The 19760-nt window shown below is 50.8% G+C and carries 19 protein-coding genes; 15 read left to right on the top strand and 4 right to left on the bottom strand.

Annotation, left to right across the window (positions count from 1 at the left end; all coding sequences use genetic code 11):
- The first annotated feature begins 25 nt into the window (after positions 1-25).
- The 9 genes from O9H32_RS07475 (at position 26) to O9H32_RS07435 (ending at position 10553) form a co-directional block, all read left to right on the top strand.
- Positions 26-1354 (top strand): UDP-glucose dehydrogenase family protein, encoded by a 1329-nt coding sequence (locus tag O9H32_RS07475; RefSeq protein ID WP_269865299.1) that lies wholly within the window; start codon positions 26-28, stop codon positions 1352-1354.
- Between the two features lie 30 nt (positions 1355-1384).
- Positions 1385-2764, top strand: coding sequence for a sugar phosphate nucleotidyltransferase (locus tag O9H32_RS07470; RefSeq protein ID WP_269865298.1), 1380 nt, complete (start codon positions 1385-1387; stop codon positions 2762-2764).
- Positions 2765-2791: 27 nt separating this feature from the next.
- Positions 2792-3688, top strand: a complete 897-nt coding sequence (locus O9H32_RS07465) for a glycosyltransferase (RefSeq protein WP_269865297.1) — start codon at positions 2792-2794, stop codon at positions 3686-3688.
- Between the two features lie 130 nt (positions 3689-3818).
- Entirely contained in the window at positions 3819-5207 is a 1389-nt protein-coding gene (locus O9H32_RS07460) for a lipopolysaccharide biosynthesis protein (protein ID WP_269865296.1), read from the top strand.
- Positions 5173-6147, top strand: coding sequence for a polysaccharide pyruvyl transferase family protein (locus O9H32_RS07455; protein WP_269865295.1), 975 nt, complete (start codon positions 5173-5175; stop codon positions 6145-6147). The genes O9H32_RS07460 and O9H32_RS07455 overlap by 35 nt, the downstream gene beginning before the upstream one ends.
- Positions 6148-6223: 76 nt before the next feature.
- Positions 6224-6766, top strand: a complete 543-nt coding sequence (locus O9H32_RS07450) for an acyltransferase (RefSeq protein WP_269865294.1) — start codon at positions 6224-6226, stop codon at positions 6764-6766.
- 188 nt (positions 6767-6954) lie between these two features.
- The gene (locus O9H32_RS07445; RefSeq protein ID WP_269865293.1) at positions 6955-8454 is read left to right on the top strand and encodes an MBOAT family O-acyltransferase; all 1500 of its coding nucleotides are present in this window, start codon (positions 6955-6957) and stop codon (positions 8452-8454) included.
- A gap of 7 nt (positions 8455-8461) precedes the next feature.
- Positions 8462-9316, top strand: a complete 855-nt coding sequence (locus O9H32_RS07440; RefSeq protein WP_269865292.1) for a hypothetical protein — start codon at positions 8462-8464, stop codon at positions 9314-9316.
- A 274-nt stretch (positions 9317-9590) separates the two neighbouring features.
- Positions 9591-10553, top strand: a complete 963-nt coding sequence (locus tag O9H32_RS07435; RefSeq protein ID WP_455072782.1) for a Kelch repeat-containing protein — start codon at positions 9591-9593, stop codon at positions 10551-10553.
- A 70-nt stretch (positions 10554-10623) separates the two neighbouring features.
- Here the strand turns inward: O9H32_RS07435 and O9H32_RS07430 are convergent, their stop codons facing one another.
- Complete coding sequence (locus O9H32_RS07430) at positions 10624-12207, bottom strand: right-handed parallel beta-helix repeat-containing protein (protein WP_269865290.1); 1584 nt, start codon at positions 12205-12207, stop codon at positions 10624-10626.
- Between the two features lie 130 nt (positions 12208-12337).
- Here O9H32_RS07430 and O9H32_RS07425 point away from each other — a divergent pair, with 130 nt between their 5' ends.
- Genes O9H32_RS07425 through O9H32_RS07415 form a run of 3 tightly spaced genes read left to right on the top strand, consistent with a single transcriptional unit; the run spans position 12338 to position 16557 of the window.
- Positions 12338-14014: a right-handed parallel beta-helix repeat-containing protein gene (locus O9H32_RS07425; protein ID WP_269865289.1), complete on the top strand. Its 1677-nt coding sequence runs from the start codon at positions 12338-12340 to the stop codon at positions 14012-14014.
- A 34-nt stretch (positions 14015-14048) separates the two neighbouring features.
- Positions 14049-15125 (top strand): polysaccharide pyruvyl transferase family protein, encoded by a 1077-nt coding sequence (locus O9H32_RS07420; RefSeq protein ID WP_269865288.1) that lies wholly within the window; start codon positions 14049-14051, stop codon positions 15123-15125.
- Positions 15118-16557, top strand: a complete 1440-nt coding sequence (locus tag O9H32_RS07415; RefSeq protein WP_269865287.1) for a lipopolysaccharide biosynthesis protein — start codon at positions 15118-15120, stop codon at positions 16555-16557. The genes O9H32_RS07420 and O9H32_RS07415 overlap by 8 nt, the downstream gene beginning before the upstream one ends.
- A 90-nt stretch (positions 16558-16647) precedes the next feature.
- On the opposite strand, the gene O9H32_RS07410 is transcribed toward O9H32_RS07415, so the two are convergent.
- Entirely contained in the window at positions 16648-17016 is a 369-nt protein-coding gene (locus tag O9H32_RS07410) for a helix-turn-helix domain-containing protein (protein ID WP_269865411.1), read from the bottom strand.
- Positions 17017-17479: 463 nt separating this feature from the next.
- Between O9H32_RS07410 and O9H32_RS07405 the strand changes: the two genes are divergently transcribed.
- The gene (locus O9H32_RS07405) at positions 17480-17641 is read left to right on the top strand and encodes a hypothetical protein (protein ID WP_269865286.1); all 162 of its coding nucleotides are present in this window, start codon (positions 17480-17482) and stop codon (positions 17639-17641) included.
- Positions 17642-17763: 122 nt separating this feature from the next.
- Here the strand turns inward: O9H32_RS07405 and O9H32_RS07400 are convergent, their stop codons facing one another.
- Positions 17764-18132: a helix-turn-helix domain-containing protein gene (locus O9H32_RS07400; protein WP_269865285.1), complete on the bottom strand. Its 369-nt coding sequence runs from the start codon at positions 18130-18132 to the stop codon at positions 17764-17766.
- Positions 18133-18405: 273 nt separating this feature from the next.
- Between O9H32_RS07400 and O9H32_RS07395 the strand changes: the two genes are divergently transcribed.
- Positions 18406-18747, top strand: a complete 342-nt coding sequence (locus O9H32_RS07395; RefSeq protein WP_269865284.1) for an XRE family transcriptional regulator — start codon at positions 18406-18408, stop codon at positions 18745-18747.
- A 184-nt stretch (positions 18748-18931) separates the two neighbouring features.
- Entirely contained in the window at positions 18932-19090 is a 159-nt protein-coding gene (locus O9H32_RS07390; protein WP_269865283.1) for a hypothetical protein, read from the top strand.
- Positions 19091-19139: 49 nt separating this feature from the next.
- Here the strand turns inward: O9H32_RS07390 and thpR are convergent, their stop codons facing one another.
- Positions 19140-19721, bottom strand: coding sequence for an RNA 2',3'-cyclic phosphodiesterase (thpR, locus tag O9H32_RS07385; protein ID WP_269865282.1), 582 nt, complete (start codon positions 19719-19721; stop codon positions 19140-19142).
- Positions 19722-19760 lie beyond the last annotated feature (39 nt).

Genomic DNA, 19760 nt, shown 5'->3' with positions numbered 1-19760 from the left:
AAAACATAGGATAGAGGGTGGCTTCATGAAAATCACTGTGATTGGTACAGGTTATGTTGGCTTGGTATCCGGCGTTTGCTTTGCTGAACTTGGCAATGAAGTCGTGTGTGTAGATAAAATGAAGGCAAAGATCGAAAGTCTGAACCGCGGCGAAGTACCGATCTACGAGCCCGGTCTGGAAGAGCTTATCGCGAAGAATACGTCTGAAGGCCGGTTGTCCTTCACCGATGATCTGACAGGACCTGTAGAGCGTTCGGAAGTCATTATTATCGCCGTAGGCACACCTCCTCTTCCGAATGGGGAAGCCGACCTGCAGTATGTCGATCAGGTAGCCCGCGATATTGCCCTGGCAATGAACGGTTACAAAGTCGTGATGACCAAGAGCACGGTACCGGTGGGAACGAACGAAAGAATTAAGGGTATCATCGGAGAGCTCACTGCGCACCCGTTTGACGTCGTCTCCGTACCGGAGTTTCTGAGAGAGGGCTCGGCGATCAAGGATACCTTGAACCCCGACCGGATCATCATCGGTTCGGACAGCCCGAAGGCGCAGGAGCAGATCACCCGCCTGCATCAGCCATTGACCGACAATATCATCATTACCGATATCCGCAGTGCGGAGATGATCAAGTATGCTTCGAATGCCTTCTTGGCCACCAAGATTTCTTTCATTAACGAGATCGCGAACATCTGCGAGAAGGTCGGAGCGGATGTGACGAAGGTCGCTGCAGGCATGGGATACGACAAGCGGATCGGTTCGTCGTTCCTGCAGGCGGGCATCGGTTACGGCGGCTCTTGCTTCCCGAAGGATACGGGGGCATTGATTCAGATCGCCGGCAATGTCAATTATGAGTTCAAGCTGCTGAAGGCTGTGGTCGACGTGAACACGGACCAGCGTTTCAACGTAATTGCAAAGCTGAAAGAATCGCTTGGCGAACTGAGCGGCCGCACGATCGGGATTTGGGGAGTGGCATTCAAACCGAATACCGATGACATCCGCGATGCGCCTGCAATCGATATCGTCGAAGCGCTGGTCGCGGCGGGAGCCCGGGTACGCGCATATGATCCTATCGCGATGTCTAACTTCAAGCGTGCGGTCCAGCAAGATACCATCGACTGGTGCGATGAGCCGTACGAAGTGGCTACCGGATGCGATGCGGTCTGCCTTCTGACCGAGTGGGATGAGTTCAAGAATCTGGATCTGATCCAGGTAGAAGCGCTGATGAAGCAGCCGATCCTCATCGACGGGCGGAATGTCTTCTCCAAGGAGCAGATCGAGAAAACCAACTTCAGTTATTATTCCGTCGGCCGTCCGAGCATGACGAGACACTATAGAGAACCTGTAAACAACTAAACATAAAACATATATAAAAGGAGTGGTAGCATGAAACTCGTACTGTTATCTGGAGGATCCGGTAAGCGTCTGTGGCCCCTGTCGAACGATTCAAGATCGAAGCAATTCCTTAAGGTTCTGGTAAACCCGGACAATGAGATGGAATCCATGGTTCAACGGGTATGGCGTCAGCTCGGTACAGCCGGTTTGTCCGACTCGGCCTTCGTGGCGACGAGCAAGGCCCAAGTCGAAATGATCCAAAGCCAATTGGGGACAGCGCCGATTATTGTCGAGCCGGAACGCAGAGATACGTTCCCTGCGATTGCGCTTGCTGCCACTTACCTTTATTCCATCGTCGGCGTCAGCCTGAACGAGGTCGTAACGATTCTTCCGGTCGACCCGTATGTCGACGAAGCCTTCTTCAGCAAAATCAATGAGCTGGAAGAGCTCGTACTCCGTACGAACGCTGATTTGGCTCTGATGGGGGTAACGCCGACTTATCCTTCGGAAAAGTACGGGTATATCGTACCTAAAGGCGACAGTGAGTCGAATGTGAACGGTACGAACTATCATATCGTCGACCGCTTCACGGAGAAGCCGGACGAAGAGACGGCGAAGGCACTGATCGAGAACAGCGCGCTGTGGAACTGCGGCGTCTTCGCCTTCAAGTTGGATTATATGATCAACCACCTGATCAATAAAGGGTATCCGATTCAATATGAAGAAATGGTCAAGCAATACGACAAAATGACTAAAATCAGCTTTGACTACGAGATCGTAGAAAAAGCGGAGAAGCTCGTAGTGACTGCGTATGACGGGTACTGGAAAGACCTTGGTACTTGGAACACATTGACCGAGCAGATGGACACCGATCAGATCGGGAAAGGTCTGATTTCGCCTTGCTCCACGAATACCCACCTTGTGAACGAGCTCGATATTCCCGTTGTCGTGCTGGGTCTCGACAACGTCGTTGTAGCGACTAGTCCGGACGGCATTCTCGTTACCGAAAAAAATGCCAGTCCTCGAATAAAGGATATGCTGAAGAACATGGAACAGCGTCCGATGTATGAAGAAAGACGCTGGGGATCTTACCGTGTACTCGATTACAAGAAGTTTGCCGAAGGGCAAGAAATTCTTACGAAGCGCATGTGCGTACAAGCCGGCAAGAACATCAGCTACCAGCTTCACTTGAAGCGCAGTGAAGTGTGGACGATCGTATCGGGCGAGGGTGAATTCATTCTTGACGAGAACTATCGCAAAGTGAAAGCCGGGGATGTACTGATCATTCCAGTGGGCGGACGCCACGCGATTCGTGCTACTACGGACCTGGAGTATATTGAGGTTCAAAGAGGCAGCGAGCTCGTGGAAGAGGATAATATTCGTCTGTACCTTGAGTGGTCCGAGATTATGGAACAAAGCAAACCCGTCTAAGAAACCTAAGGAAATGGAGAGAGTTCGATGAAGGCAACCATTGCCATCTGCACGTACAACAGAGCGAATGATCTGGAACTTGCAATCAGGAGTGGATTAGATCAGGATTTCGATCCGGCTGCATTCGAGATCATTGTTGTGGATAACCGCTCAACGGATCATACGGCAGAGCTTGTGGGTAAATTTAGCGAATCTCATCCATCCCAAGTTCGATATATCTATGAAGAGAATCTGGGATTGTCCTATGCGCGCAATAGGGCTATGAGTGAGGCGAGAGGGGAGTATATTCTCTTCCTGGATGATGATGCCATCGCCAGCAAACAGTGGATCAAGGGGCTTCTCGATGTGTTCGAGAGCGACCCGCTCGTAGGCGTGGTTGGAGGCCGAATCGACCCGATCTGGGAAGGCGGAGAACCCGACTGGCTGCCCGATGAGTATAAGACGCTGTATACAATTTTGGACTATTCCGACCGGCTCACGGAGATGAAAGCACCGGCGATTCCATTCGGTGCGAATGTCGCCTTCCGGCTCAGCATGTTCAAAGAGTTCAAACCTTTCCGTGTGGACCTGGGACGCGTAGGAACGAACCTGTTGTCCAACGAAGAGAGCGAGCTGATCGGCAGACTTCGTCAGAAGTATACAGTGTATTACACACCGAATGCACCGGTAAAACACAAAATCGCAAAGGACCGTTCGACGAAGAAGTGGTTCCTGCGGCGTATTTACTGGCAGGGCGTAAGCGATGCGATCCGTTCGGAGAAGAAGACGAATGTCTTCGTGAAATCCAATGTCAAAATCGCATTGGCCGGCGTCGCGCTTCTGTTCTCTTTCTTTAATGTAAGAAGCAGAGTGAAGCTCATGGTCAAGATTCTCTATGGGAACGGAGCGATAGCAGGCGTTCTTCGTTCTTACAAGGGAGCATAGCAGCTAACGGAAATGCGTTGACGGTCTCCGGAATGTATTGTATAAATATATAGAAAACGATACGATATGTATCGTTCGGATGGGTGAGTACTATAGATAACGGGACAGCAAGTTTGTGGAGAATTCAGCTATGAGCGTAATGATAATCAAAAAAGTATTTCAGGGGAAGGGAATGGCTGGTACTATTCTTCGTACCAGCTTTACCAATTTCTCTATGCTGCTGATCACGACGCTGACCTCCATTATTACCGCCCGGATGCTTGGCGTAGAGGGAAAGGGAGAGCTTTCGGCGATTCTTTTCTGGCCTACGTTTATATCCGGCCTTGTGGGGTTTGGCCTTCCGACATCCTTGATATTCAACCTAAAACAGGACAGCAGCAGGGCGCCGGATTACTTGCGAATGTCGATATGGTTTCAGATACCGGTCAGCTTGGTCGCCGGTGTGATAGCTTGGTTCGGTCTGCCGGTGTGGCTCGGCGAGTACTCCGCTACGGCCGTGCGCCTCGCACAGGTTTACACGGTGCTGACGATCCCCATGCTGTTGGCTGTCAATCTGCTCTCGGCTATAGCCCAGAGCATGGACAAATTCAATATTTATAACGGTATTCGCTTGAACGTCCCCTTGTTTAATGTCGTTGGCTTGATTGCCATTTGGCTGCTGGGGTCATTGACGCTGACTACATCAACGAATGTGTTTCTGCTGACGACGCTTCTTGTCGTGATCTATGCCGCCGTGAGCTTAAGGCCTTATCTCACTTTGGGCAACAAGGGAAGGACCATCGACCGGTCCGCCGCCAAACCTTTGTTCAGCTATGGACTCAAAGTGTATGGCATGGAGCTGCTCGGGACGTTGTATAACCAGTTCGATAAGATTATTATCGTAGCGCTGCTGACACCACGGGACTTTGGGCTGTACTCGGTTGTTTTCGCCCTCTCGCGTGTCTTCAATACGGTGCAGACGGCCATAAGCAATGTCATGTTCCCCAAGGTGACGGGGATGGAGAATGACAAGATTATCCGCTTGGTCGCACGTGCCTTCCGGATCTCCATGACGGTGATGGCTATTGTGGTCATTCCAAGCATGATTATCGGAAGGTTTATGCTCGGGCTGCTGTTTGGTCCGCAGTTTCTCGAGGCCAGCTCCACCTTCTACCTCCTGTCCATCGAATGCATCATCGGGGGAGGGTCCTGGGTGCTGGCATCCTCCTTCAACGCCATGGGACGCCCGGATCTCGTCTTGATCCGGCAGTTGATCGCGATCAGCATTACCGTTGGCCTGTTCTTTGTCTTGGCTCCGATGTACGGTTTGTTCGGCCTCTCGCTCGCGTTAGTGATCGGGGCCGTGGTCCGGCTCGCCATTACTTTGTTCCAGATTCCTCGGGTGTTTAAAGTTCCGCTGAGAGCGATTGTGTATGACAAGGGTGACTTCACTTTTATGATCCAGACGGTTAAACAAAAGATATCGGGTAAAGGAGATCGTCCTCATGAAAACCGCGAAAAACATTCATCCAATGGATGAATTGAAGGAAAAGCTGAAGGATATTCTGAAAGTGATCCCGCAAGGGTCGCAGGTGTATTACATTGACTATCCCGTTCACAGCAACGGCGGCGACATGTTGATCATGAAGGGGACCGAAGAGTTCTTTAAGGATTACAATATTAACGTCCGCGCCCGGTACAGCGTGCTGGACTTCAAAGAGGGGACCGAGATTCCTTCGGACTGCATCATCGTTCTGCACGGCGGCGGCAACTTCGGTGACATCTATCCGGCGCACCAAAGACTGCGTGAAATGGTCGTGAAGAACTATCCGAACCACCGGGTCGTGGTTATGCCGCAGACGATTTACTACAAGAGCGAGAAAGAATACGACAAGACCGCGGCCATCTTCAACAAGCACCGTGACCTTCACGTGTACTTAAGGGATACGCTGTGCTATGAACTGGCACTGAAGAAGTTCACCGGCTGCAACGTATACCTTTCTCCGGACATGGCTCACCAGCTCTGGCCGATTGCAAACCCGAAGCAGACGCAGAAGGATACGCTGTACTTCCTGCGTACGGATGTGGAAGCCGGCAACGGGCAGGCGAATCTCGAAGTGGGCAAGGCTGCCGACACGCTGGACTGGCAGACGCTCTTCACCCCGTTCGATAACAAAGTAGCCAAGCTGTTCTCGAAGATGTACACCGTGAAGCGCATGGCCGGCAACAGCCTGCCGGTGGGCGTGTTCTGGTACAACTATACGGATTACCTGCTGAAGAAGGCTATCGAGCTGTTCAGCTCGTACCGAGTGATCCAAACCTCCAGGCTGCATGGACACATTTTATCGTGCCTGATGGACAAACCTAATATTTTGATCGATAATTCTTACGGCAAAAACTCGAGCTACTACCACACTTGGACTCATACCATCAAGAGCGCGCAGCTTCATGTCAATGATGCCAAGAGCGATCTGGCATAAGGAGAGGGGGCGAAGCCCCTTCTTTTCTTTTTTAAAATCAATGTCTGCGTTGTCAGAGAGAAGAGAAGAGAAGGTTATGTCGAAAAGACCAGTCGGACAATACGTAAGATACGCTTACCGCCTTGGCCTCGGATTCCTGTTCCGGCTCCGGACGGAGTCCTGCGGACCGTGGCTTCGCGTTTGTGGAAGAGTGACCCGCAGCGGGGCCAAAGGAACCACGCTCAAGCTTGGACGGAAAGTCATGCTATTTCAGAACGTGGGGTTCTACTTGGATGCTCCGGGGGCGGAAATATCCATTGGAGATGGTACGTATATTAACCGGCGGACAGAAATCATGTCCAAGCAGCGGGTATCCATAGGCAGTCACTGTGCGATATCGTGGGATGTATCCATTATGGATACGGACTTTCACGCCATAGACGGATTACCGTCCACTGCTCCAGTGCAGATTGGGGATCGGGTCTGGATTGGGTGCAAGGCCATCATCCTTAAGGGCGTCACGATTGGCGATGGTGCTGTGGTGGCGGCGGGAGCGGTCGTTACGAAGGACGTGCCCGCCGGGTGTGTGGTGGCAGGCTCGCCGGCGAAGGTAGTAAAGCAAATTCGTGAGTGGAAGTAACAGCGTGGGATGAACCGTTTCCCGTGAAGCGCGCGATAAAATCGAGATTCGTTTTCCTTTCGGTGTCTTGGCAGCAGATGGTGGACGTATGGATTGAGGCGGCGGTTTTTACGGGGATAGCTGTTTTTATCTTAATTTCTGGGGCGCAGCTATGGGCGTTGGCCCCAGTCTAAGGAGAGGCATGAAATATGCTGTTTAACAGCTGGGAGTTTTTTGTACTCTTGATCATTACCTTTGGTTTGTACTATATTCCTGCTCTGCATAAACTGCAGATCCCGATCTTGATCACCGCCAGTTTGGTATTCTACGGTTACCATCAGCCCGTATTGCTGCTGCTGCTTCTCCTTTCTATTCTGATCAACGCAGTTTCCAGTTACGGTGTCTTCTATGGTAAGGGGGAACACAGGTTTCGCTGGGCAGCGCTTGGCGTCGTAGTGAATCTAGCCATTCTGGCTTTCTTCAAATATTCGAATCTGGTCTACCAATCGCTGTTCGGGCATGAAGGCGATATTGCCATGTGGCTGTCTGGATTGCCGCTGCCGCTGGGAATCTCGTTCTTCACCTTTCAAGGGATCAGCCTAGTGGTGGATGTCTATAGAGAGAAGCAGAAGGGGACGGGAAGGATCTCGATAGAGAAGAACTTCGGCAAGCACTTGTTCATCATTACCTTCTTCAAAGCCTTCTTCCCGCAGCTTGTTGCAGGTCCGATTGTGAAGGCGTATGACTTCCTGCCGCAGATTAAGCGTAAACTCATGAATGAAATACCGTGGGACTCCGCGTTCAAGCTGCTGATCATGGGCTACTTCCTGAAGATGGTCGTAGCTGACAATATGAAGGACCAGACGTTCTGGATTGCTTACCCGTACTTTCAATTGGAATCCAGTTTTACGCTGGCCGCCATGCTCTTCGGCTATTCCATGCAGATCTTCGCCGACTTCGCGGGCTACTCTCTGATCGCCCTCGGTTTGGCTGCGCTGTTCGGATACCGGATGCCGCATAACTTCAACTTCCCGTACATCTCTACCACGCTTGGCGAGTTCTGGAGAAGATGGCATATTTCCTTGTCGACGTGGCTAAAGGAGTACCTGTATATCGCACTGGGCGGAAACCGCAAAGGCAGAACCCGGACATACATCAACCTCTTCCTGGTTATGGTGCTGGGCGGTCTCTGGCATGGGGCGGCGTGGAGTTATGCTATATGGGGGGCGTGGCATGGGGGAGCTCTGGCGATCGAAAGAGCCGTCCAAGCTTGGCTGAAAAAGAAAAGAGCGAATTCAGCCGCTCTGGGCACGATTCCTCCGGAGGTAGCGGGGCGTATTGCGGCGACCAGTGAGGCTGTTCCCGTAAGAAGCTGGCGTGCCGGGCTGCTGAAGGGACTGTACATGCTGTTAGTGTTCACGTTTGTGACGGTAGGCTGGCTGCTATTCAAGCTGCCAGAATTTCATCACGTCGTTCTCTACGTGAGCTCTTTGATTACGAATATTCATAGGGGCGTTGATTTCGGTAAAGTGTTGTATATTCTGATCTACTCGCTGCCAGTGATTATGTATCATATGGTATATCTGATCAGACAAAGCAAGGGCCAGTCTTGGGGACGCAAGCTGGAGCCTGTGTGCTATGGAATCATGCTCTTCTTAATTCTGTTAAATAGTGGGGATGCCGGTGAATTCATCTACTTCCAGTTCTAGACTGATCATGCAGTCGCTCGCTTCATTCCTTATCCTTACGGTGGGCTTCGCCACCGTAATCGGGACGGGGGTCGTCCATGGGGGGAGCGGCACAAACCAATGGCAGAATAACGTGATTAAGGCCGAGCGTTATCTGTATGCGGAAGAAACCGTGAAGCATGTGATCACCGGCTCCTCGATGGCCTACCGCCTTCTCCCGGAATACCTGGGTACAGAGTATGCCAATATTGCCTTTGCGGGAGGGGGCGCCCTGACAGGATTACAGATCATGCTGCACAGCAAGGGAACATTGCCTTCCACGGTACTTGTAGAAATGAATGACACGATGCTGCGCGGGGAAGACAAGGAGTTCGTCCATAAGTTGACTTCGCCGGTTGCCAGCGGCGTCAAGGGAACGTTCGCCGCCTTCCGGACCGAGTATCAGCCTGTCATCCTGTTCAAAGAATGGGTGAAGGGAGGGGCCGGCAAGGAAGCCGAAGCGGGAGGCAGCGTAGACCCGGCGATTCTCGCTTCGGAGCTGGCCCGTCATGCGCAAGAGCACAGTGTCGTACCGGAAGCGGAGATACTCAAGACGGTTACGCTGGAACTCAAGCAGGCGGTTGACGCACTGCGTGCGAAGGGCGTTCAGGTCGTCTTGTTCGAGCCGCCATCCCATCGCAGTCTTCATGAATCGGTCCGCTCCACAGCGCTTCGCGCCCATTGGAATGCCGAGTTTCCTGCAGACCGCTACTCATGGGTCCCTACACCGAATCCGGATGAGTACGAGACGGCGGACGGGATTCATATGACTGGGGAGGCTGCCCGGAAGTACGCTTCCTATTTGAAGGCCTATCTAGGAAAAAAGTTACAGAATGGTTCTTGACTCGATACAATACGTATCATATAATGAGTCATAACATTCGAATCTCGCGTTTTATCCTGGGTCTTAAGTCTACTGTTTGCAGCGTCACAAGAATCGTAGAATCCCTGTTTCACCGGCTGTTTTTGAGGGTAATCCCCTATATCGTGAGAAGTTGCTCGGGATGTAGGACTAACTATCATAAGACAGCATAAAGATAAGTTATAAGGATTCAGACAATCTACTCCTACCCTGCATACATGAACCGTGAGAACAGCGAAGTGAAAGGGGCTGCACCATGAAGAAGTATACTACCCGCCTTTATACGGTCCTATTATTGGTTATCCTTCAATTCACTACTGTTTTCAGCTCAACCGGCGTTTTTGCCGAAGGCGTCTGGGAGACGAAAGCCTCCATGAGCCAAGCCAGGTATGGGCAGGGAGTAGAACGGATAGGGGAATTCATCTATTCGGTTGGCGGTGAAGATTCTTCTATAGCGGGATATACGGCAGCGGTGGAAGCTTATGACCTTACGACCAATGCATGGGTGAAGAAAGCGGACATTCCGGTGCCTGGCGTTCATCTCAAGACAGTCTCGCTGAATGGCCTTCTCTATATCATTGCAGGCTATGAGCCTCGTACGGGGAAGCCGCTTCCCGTTCAAATCTATGAACCGGGCACTGACCAGTGGACTGTACTGCCTGAGGTAGTATGCGATATCTATGATCCTTCCGTTACCGTATGGGATGGCAAAATCGTGGTGGCCGGCGGCTATCATGCTTCGGGGGTCACCCTGGACAGCGTATTCACGTTCGATCCGAACAATGGGAATCGTGAGGTAATAGCGAAGATGCCTACTCCGCGCTTTGGTCATACGGCGGCTGTGATCAATCATCGGTTGCTGATTGCCGGCGGTGCACCGAGTGCTTACGGCGCAGTGAAACCGACGAACGAAGTACTGTCATACCAGTTCGAGACCCAGACATGGAACACCGAAGCCCCGTTATCCACTTTGCGTATGCACGCCACCTCCGCAGTCGTACAAGGAAAGTGGGTAATCTTAGGTGGTGCCGCTCAAGAAGTATTCGGAGAGGTATTCAGTCCCGGAACAAATCAGTGGGCATCGATTGGTACTTCGGAACTGGGCAATCGGAACCAGCCGGGAGTCACCCCGCTTGGGGAATCGGCGATGATGGTAATCGGCGGCTACCGGGATGTGCCTTTGACTGCTGTTGAGGCAATCGATTCGTTTTTACCCTAATTTCATATAAGCCGTTCAAAGCGAAGGAACCCGAGTAGGGAACCTTCGCCTTTTTTATGTGTCCGGGCCTTCAGCCCATGAGAATGGTGCCGAAGAATTGGATAGAAAATTCAACGATGGTTCCGCTGGAAGCAGGGCGGTAAGCTTGAACTTGGAGGTAGGATCCCCGCATCTTGGGGGTAACCAGGTCAATTGCCCCAATATAGTCCTGTCTGATTTTAGTGATCGTCAATGCTGTGCCGTTCCAGGCGACGCGATACAAATCCGTTTTGCTGAGCGGGCCCTGCTTGGCAATCAGGCAGAGCAGACCTTCTGCCGCTTTGCCCAGGGAGAGAGCATCGACCCAAGGGGTATAGCTTGCGTTGACGGCTGCCGTTACATGATTATTTTGATCTTTCATCGGAACGGGAATCCTCGACTGGGCCGCCTCGAAAGAGAACGGCCCCAACGTATTGCTGTACAGGCTGTTGCCCGAAAACTCACTCAGAAATCCGCCGTTGGCGAGTTGAATTCCGTACGCTGCATTGTTACGAAATGTATTGTTCAGAACTTTAAGGCCTATCGGCTGACCGGCAATGCTGAGGCCACTGCCTCCATTGCGGTTGACGATATTGTCAGCTATATGGAAGTCGCTGTAGGTGTCACCGGTGATACGAATGCCGCCGGCTCGGCATTCCGTGATCAGGTTGCTCGTCACCACGACTTCATTCACTTGTTCGTTCACACTGAAGTCCAGTTGAATCCCATAATCGCCGCACTTGCGGAACGTGTTGCTGCTGATCGAGAGATAGTCGCTGTGAATCACATAGATTCCGGAATTGGTTGCCAAGTCCGGGTTGCTGCCGATATCATGAATGGTGTTTCCTGTAATGTTAATATGCGAAGCGTTATCTTCGATATGAATGCCCTGCTGCCGACAATTGGCGATCACATTGCCCGTGATGGAGATGTAGGTGCCCCCTGCAATGCCAATGCCGAATCCGGCATTCACGCTTGACGATTGTTCGGGTGGACAGGAAATGTAGTTGCCGTGTATGGTAATGTTATAGGCCGCATCGAAGGGTTCACGGTTAACGCCCATCATCTGGATCGGGCTGTTAATTTCAATGCCGTCTCCGCTGATGTTCACAAAGTGGTTATTGAGGATGCGAAGATCCGATAGGTCGTTCGCATTCAGATTGGTAAGTATGCCGTAAATGACGCCGTCAAAGCGGCAATCCGTAATCGAGACATGTTTGATGCCAGGTCTGTCCAAGTATATGGCCTGAGCCGTAGCTCCCGTGAAGGTACAGTTTCTAATCGAGGTGTGGAAGGTATTGGCTGCCCAAAAGATGCCGATGCCCACTTGAGGTGTATCATAGCGTATCGTAAGCTCTTCAACGGCAATATGATTACCGTTGATTTGGAGAAGGGTTCCGTTCGCCGGGTTGCTGTTGAAGAGAAGGCTCCCCGTACCGGCTCCTCGAACAATCGTGTTCGAGCCAATTCTCAGGACTCCTGAAATTTTATACACGCCTTGGGGCAAATACACAATTCCGCCGCCGCTGGCTTCCGCAGCGCGCAGGGCTTTATTAATAGCGGACGTATCATCTTGATTTCCGTCCCCCAAGGCACCATATTTAGGGTCCCGCACATTCTCTACCGTATAGTCCATATGCCATCACCTCCTTTTTTCCTAGTACTATTCATAGTATGCAAAAATTAAACTAAAGTGATTGAGCATATGCTCCGATAGTAAATACTATACGAAGAAGGGACTACCATATGTTGGGTGGGATAAATAAATGAGTAGCGAAGATAACAAGAAATTGTCCAGAAGAGCCATTCTCAGCATGATCGGTTTGGGCGGCCTCTCCCTGGCAACGTCCAAGTGGCTTGCTCCCGTTCCTGCTGCGGCAAGTGCAGCTGTGGAAGATGATGTATATAATGTGATGAAATACGGTGCGGTGGGCAATGGGGCAACGAACGACCAGCCGGCCATTCAGAAAGCGATCGATGCTTGCACGAAGGCAGGCGGAGGAACGGTCTATCTGCCGGCCGGGACCTATCTCATTACTTCGCGCCTGTTTATCGGCGGCAATACGATACTGAAGGGCAACGCGAAAGTGGTCAAGCCTGACAGTAATGAAGTTGGCATGATCAGCATCGACGGGAGCAATGTATCCATCGAAGAGTTATGGCTGGAGAACCAGAACAAGAATGCGGGCTATAATATTAACTTAGCACGAAACGCCAAGCATATTGAAATCCGCTCATGCAAGTTTACGGGTATCAAATCGCAAGCCGTGGACATGAATGCCAAAGGCATTGCGCATATTCTCATTCAGGATTGTATTTTTGAAGCGGTAACCTATGGCGTGCTTACCAATTATAATGCGGATGATCTTGAGGATCTGAAGATTATCGGCAACCGGTTTATTGATATATACGGCGATGCGATCGAAATTAACAGCCCGATTACCGGAACCAAAAAATCTGCCTATGAAGCGGCAAGCAATATCATCATCTCCAATAACTACATTTCAGTCCCGGCAGGGAAGGGAACGGGAGACACGGCAGGGTTCGGAATCGGGTTGGCAGGCGCTAGCCGGGTGTCCGTTATTGGAAACATTATCAAGGATTGCAGATATGAGGCTATCCATGTGGAAGATAACTGCCGGAACATCTCCATTACGGGGAACATCATCGACGGGGTACAGAATGACCCCAACAACGGGCTGAACTCCGGAATCTATGTCATCGATGCCGAACAGATTGCTATTATGGGCAATGAAATTCGCAACTGCCACAATTACGGGATTCATTTTGAATATTCCAATGATAACCAAGGGAACAAAGCGACGATCATAGGAAACAACGTCATGAACTGCGGCTCGGGCGGGATCCGGTATGCGGGGAACATGATGTCCGATGCTCTCATCAGCGGCAATGTCGTTACGAACAATTCGGGAGCTGGCATTTGCCTGGCAGGCGACAGCAACAGCATCCAGATCAAGGATAATATGATCCGCGATAACAAAAGTCATGGGATCCTGCTGGAGCAATCCAAGATGGTGTCCGTGTCAGGCAATACGATCTACGGGAACAAAGGGGAATGCGTCTATGTGGACAAGCCCAGCTTCTCGGTTCCGATGACGCAGTGTCACACGCTGCTTAATCTGGGCAGCAAGCCGGCAAAAAGTCTCTGGTCCGAGACGATCCCGCTGGGCGTATACGCCGATGGCCATTTGCACGTGGTAGTCAAGAAGGGAATCACGCATTACTCCAAACTGTTCCGGCTCACCTGGAATGAGACGGAGCTGAAAGCCGAATTGGTAAAGGAGACAGGCTCTACCGGAATTGTGATTTCGGCACCGAGGATGAGCGGGAAAAAACTTCAAATCAATGCTTACCCGGAAGTCGTGAATACGGATCCGTTGATCGTGGATATTCAATTCCAAGGCATGATTATGTTGAACTAACCTAGATACCCACGCCAACTGCAGGAGAACGGACATGATGACACCAAGGTTGGAACAATTACTTAGGGAATCCCGTGAAGTCACGCTTGTCGGTTATTACGGGGTCAACAACTTCGGGGACGATCTGATGCTCCGCAGCATTCTGGACAAGCTGGAACCGCTTCATTTGAAGCTGAATCTAGTTTCTTATGGCGAAGCTATCCCTTGGATTTCTCCGGCGATCACGGTGTACCGTTGGAGCAGAGGCCGGCGGTTTCGTAATATCCGTATGTTTCTGCAGGCGGTCTCTTCGAGTTCGTTGGTTTTATGGGGCGGAGGCACTTGTTTCACCGATGAAGACGGTGACGGGTTATTCAGGCCCATGATGCTGGCTCTGTTGTCAGGCAAACCGATAGCCTACGTCGGAGTAGGCATAGGCAACCTGACGTCTTGGAGCAGACGGGCCAGAACAGTGGCTTTACTGAATGCGAGCTGCTACGTGTCGTTCCGGGATGAGCGTTCTTACCGGCAGGGCCGTTCCTGGACCCTATTCCATAAAGATAAGGTGGAGCGGATCGACGATCCCGCTCATGAGCTCCTTCGGACATATAGCCCGCCAGTAGGGGACCCGCCGAGAAAGAGCCGTACGTTGGTATTGGCATGGAGGAATTTGGAGAAATACGGGGCAACGACGCTTGGAAACCGGCTTACGCCGGTAGTGGACCTCTGCCTCCGTCTTGCAAGGCAGCATGGTATAGAGCGTATCGAGATTCTTAATGCGGATTCCAGTTATGACGAGAAGTGCGGCCGTAAGCTCTATGACCTGCTTGCTGGGTATGCCCATCGGATGGAAGTCACGTATTGCACGGCCAGGTATTTTGAAGACAAGCTTAAGATTCTGGCGGCTGCGGAGGTTGTCGTTACCTCCCGTCTGCATGTCGGAGCGGCGGCTTATTTTCTGAACATCACCTGCTATATGTACAATTATTCTCCCAAAATCGCTATTTTTATGGGTGAGTTTGGGGCGGAAGCGATGATGATGTTGGAGGATAAAGGAGATGGGGAGCTGCAAGTCTCCGCTCCTCAGGGTGACAACAGCCATAAGCGCGGAACGGAGCACACGCATGGCTAACCCGAAATACAGGAGGCTGGTCACGGATCTATTCCTCTATGGGCTTGGTACCCTCGGTTCCAAACTCATCGTTTTCTTGCTCCTCCCGCTATACACACGAACGCTCTCCACGGAAGATTATGGTTTCATCGAACTGGTGAACACGATAACGGTCATCGCCGTGCCTCTCATCGGCCTGCAAATCTCGGATGCCCTGTACCGGCATCTACTAGACCTGCAAGATAGGTTAGAAGAAAAGACAAGATATATTACAACCGGACTGGCCCTTGCGACGTGTGGTGCCCTGTTGAGTATTCTTGTCTATTTGGCGTGGAAGTCTGCATTCGGTGCGAGTCATCTGCTGCAGAACCGGGACGGCTTGATTCTGTTGCTGGTGCTGGCCTCGCTGGCAGCCGCCTTCTGCAAGCAAGTAATACGCGGATTGGGGAACACGAAGGCCTTTGTCCTGTCCGACGTGGTTACGACGGCCGGTACAGCCGCAGGTGCCGTATATTTCCTGGCCGTGGAGCGGCTGGGGATCGATGGGTTCTTGTATTCTTTGCTCTTGAGCCAGACGGCAGCACTGCTTCTGTTGATCTTCTGGGGCAGGTTATGGAAGCAGCTGAGCCCCTCAGCTGTCCGTTGGACCTATGCTAAGCAGCTCCTGTCGTACTCGATTCCACTCCTGCCCAATCTGATGGCCTGGTGGGTCATCCAGGCTGTCGACCGCTATTTGATCTATGCCTTTGAAGGGGCGGGGGAAGTAGGCTTGTATGCGGTAGGGATGAAGCTTGCCAGTATTGTAGCCCTGATGACTACCGTGTTTCATATGGCATGGCAGCCCGGTGCAATCCAGATGTATGCCGAGCCCCAAAAGGACCGGCTGTTCTCGGATGTATTTCAGACTTATTACGTCATGCTGTGCACCGGTATTGCGGTTCTGTTGTTACTCCTCAAGCCGCTGCTGGTGGTCATGGCCGCCCCGGACTACTATACTTCATGGAAATATGCGAGCGTTCTGCTGGCAGGGTCATTTTTCGTAGGCTTATCCAGCTTCTATGGGATCACCTACATGATTACCAAGCAGACGAAAGGAGCCTTCTTGAGTTCGGTCATAGGGGCGGCTGCGAGCATAGGGCTCAATCTTCTGCTTATCCCAGCGATCGGATCAATGGGGGCCGCCTGGGCGAATATGGGGGCTTTTGTGATCATGTGGGGTGTGCGTATCCTGCATACGAGAACATACTTGGACATTCAGATGCAGCCGCGGCTCCTTGGGGGGAATGTGGCCCTTTTGCTGCTTCTAGCTGTAACACACTTTCTCCCCTCTCCCGAAGTCTTCGCTTCGGGGCTTCGTCTTGTGTTGATGACATGCATGCTGCTGCTGAACCGAAGCAGATTGAAGAGGCTCTACCGGCTGCTGCTGGGTCTTCGGCAGAAGGAAGCGGGATAGAGGACGGGGTCAAAGTAAAAAGATATCGGGCGGAACACAACAAAAAAAGCTTCTCAGGCCCTTGGGCTCTGAGAGGCTTTTTTTGTTGTGTCAAAAGGAGCGCTCGGCGCGGACAAAGGCGATAAACCGCTTGGCTTCCTCAGGAGTTAATTGTTTGCCGTCGATCGTTAGAGAAAAGTGCTGGAGAATCCGGTCGTCGGAAAGTTCGAGGCTCTCCACGAACTGTCTTACTTGCTGATCAAGCACCATCTCGGGATCCTGTGTGCGTCCCAGAAGATAATCGATCGAGACTTTGAAGAAGTTGGCGATCTTAAGAAGCGTATCATAATCGGGTTCCCGTCGATTTTTCTCGTAATGCGAGAGGGAGGCACGAGAGATGTCGAGTTTTAAAGACAGTTCTTCTTGGGTCATCGCCTGCTTTTCCCTTAGTAAAGCGATTCGATTGCCTATTTGCCCCATTGTTCCCACCCCGTCCATCATATTCAGTATCCCAGTTCCTAGAGCGTGAGGTTTGAAACCTTGCATAGGCACTTCGGATTGCTCGGTAGGTCCATTGACCTGTCCATGATAGCAATAATTATACTTTAGTCTTCCAAAGGTTATGTATAGCACTGATACGATGGTCTCATAAACGTGTTATCTATAGAGAACAGCGTGGGAGATCGTTCAACAAACCTGTCGAAAGAACTAAGTAAATTATACATTACGTATCGCGTTTTGTGAAGATTGGTTACGGAATTTGAAATGAAAATGTTAAAAACTTAACAGAAATATCCTTCAAAACCCAGTTACATTTCGTATCCGGTGTGTGATACAATAAGTATATGATTCTGTGATTCAATGTTTATGCATCCGGGTAATGATTCAGCAGTGATAATTGCCCTGCATTATCTCGAATTACAGCACAGTAGGAGAGAACATGATGAGCCATACCGTTTCCGTAGATATCCGTCAGATGATGCAGCAGCTCGGCATTCAACCCCACCGAGTGACCGAAATCCTCCTGAAAGTCATGGAATCCTCATCCTTGGAGCAAGCCGGGCAGCCGGTGAACAAGACCCTTCCCAATTCACCCATCCTTTAATTGCCCAGTATGTCCTCGTAGCGGGAATTTATACAACCACTCCTTATAACTAAAGAATACATAGGTATTAATGCCCAATGATAAGGGCATGCACGCCAAAGAGATCTGAGCCGGTTCTCCGGTCAGATCGATCTTTCGGCTCTTACGAAAGCTATGAATCTCTTGGCTTCCTGCACGGTTAGCTTCTTGCCGTCTATGGTTAAGGAGAAGGTACCCATGATTTTTTCATCGGATAGTTCCAGACTGTCTACAAAATCCCTGACTTCCGGATCCAGAACGCTGTGCGGGTCTTCCGTTCTCCCCATTAAGTAGTCAATGGAAATTTTAAAGTAGTCCGCAATCTTTACGATGGTCTCATAGTCGGGCTCCCGTCGATTCTTCTCATAATGAGAGAGTGAAGCACGGGAGATGTCCAGCTTCCTGGAAAGATCCTCCTGTGTTAGCGCCTGCTTTTCTCTGAGAAGAGCGATTTTGTCCCCAATTCTGATCATGCCATTGTTCCCTCCGTCAAGTTGCCGCTGCCTCAGCACTGCATCATAATGTCGAATTCTGTTGAATCTTTGGATATGAACCTGATTATACAGTACGTATCATCGTTTGTGAAGAAGGAGATTACAAATTTTAGAATATGGCCAGGGGTCGCCGAAATAATAAAATTTTCTATACAAAGATACAGTTTGTATCCGCTTATGATACAATTAGTATGTTTCCAGCACTTTATATCTTAGAGATAAGGTTCATTATATTATAGGGAGGAATCAGTAATGATAGGAGCTCGCATTCAAAAATTAAGACACCAAAAACGGATGTCACTGACAGAACTAGCCGCCCGCGCCGGTGTAGCCAAATCCTACCTAAGCTCCATCGAACGGGACCTGCAGTCGAATCCATCCATTCAATTCCTTCGTAAGCTGGCGCCGGTGCTTGGAGTCAACGTGCAGACCCTGATTCTTCACGACTCGGCTGATAAACAAGAGCAGCTCGATCAGGAATGGGTTCAGATTATCCAGGAGTTTAATGAGTTGGGGCTCAGTAAAGATTCGCTCCGGAAGATCGTTCGACAATTGAAGACAAGACAAGCAGTGACTTACGAACAAGCAAGATAGAAAGGGCTGCGTATTGCCCTTGTTTTTGCTTCTATGGTCGCATTTACTACGCATATCACAATTAACTTTTCTATATAAATTGGCTATTTTAGATCATCAAAAAATGGTTTAATTCGGATAAAATGGGTATGAGGATCGACAACGCTTTGTTCCTCCGAAGGACAATGAAGAGAGTGGGGTAGTTATGGAAACAAGCATCCCGTTAGATATTCTCCATACTCTGCGTCAGCTGGGAATCAATACAGCCAGAGCGCTGGAGGCCATTACGCTTGACCCCAATGTCTTTTCCGCCGTATCCTCCGATCTCAACAGTGGAACCACATTAGCCGGCGAGACCGAATAATGCGGCTCTGTGCAGCCGTATTCGTTTCCCCACTTCCTCCTTACAGGACTCATTCATCCGCATGGTTCAACGCGTAGATCCGCACAGGTTCGTACATCGGCTGGTGCCCAAGACGGCTTCGATACAGTATCAATTGATCTGTCTGCCACGGAACTAGACAAGCTTCCGGCAGGGAGGTGTTGATCTGTTGTTCGCGGTCCCAGCTATGTATGCCCTGATAGGTTCTGGCCAGCGTAATATGAGGCTGGAACTTTCGTTCTTCCGCTTGGAATCCCACGCCCGACATCGCTTTCTCCACCTGCTCATGCAGTACACGCAGTTCCTCCAATTCACCGCTTAGTCCAACCCATAAGATCGAAGGGGCCGATGTCTTACCGAATGTGCCAATGGACCCTAACTGCAGCTGGAAGGGACGAGAACGGGCCGCCGTCACCTCCAAAGCCTGCTCAATCTCTCGGCTTCTTGAAGCACCTACTTCTCCCAAAAACTGCAGCGTAATGTGTAGATCCTCCGGATGCACCCATTTGCGGAAGGGAACCGTACCCTTCATCCGATGCATCCATTCCCCCAGGCTCGCTTTAAGTTCCCCCGGCAGTCCGACAGCTGCGAAGAGGCGCAGTGTTGACTCCATGGCACATTGCTCCTCTCTGTTCAAGAAACTTACACTTGA

Origin of the sequence: Paenibacillus caseinilyticus (assembly GCF_027533645.1) — a bacterium.
GTDB lineage: Bacteria > Bacillota > Bacilli > Paenibacillales > NBRC-103111 > Paenibacillus_G > Paenibacillus_G caseinilyticus.
This window is presented reverse-complemented; position numbering and strand designations above follow the sequence as displayed.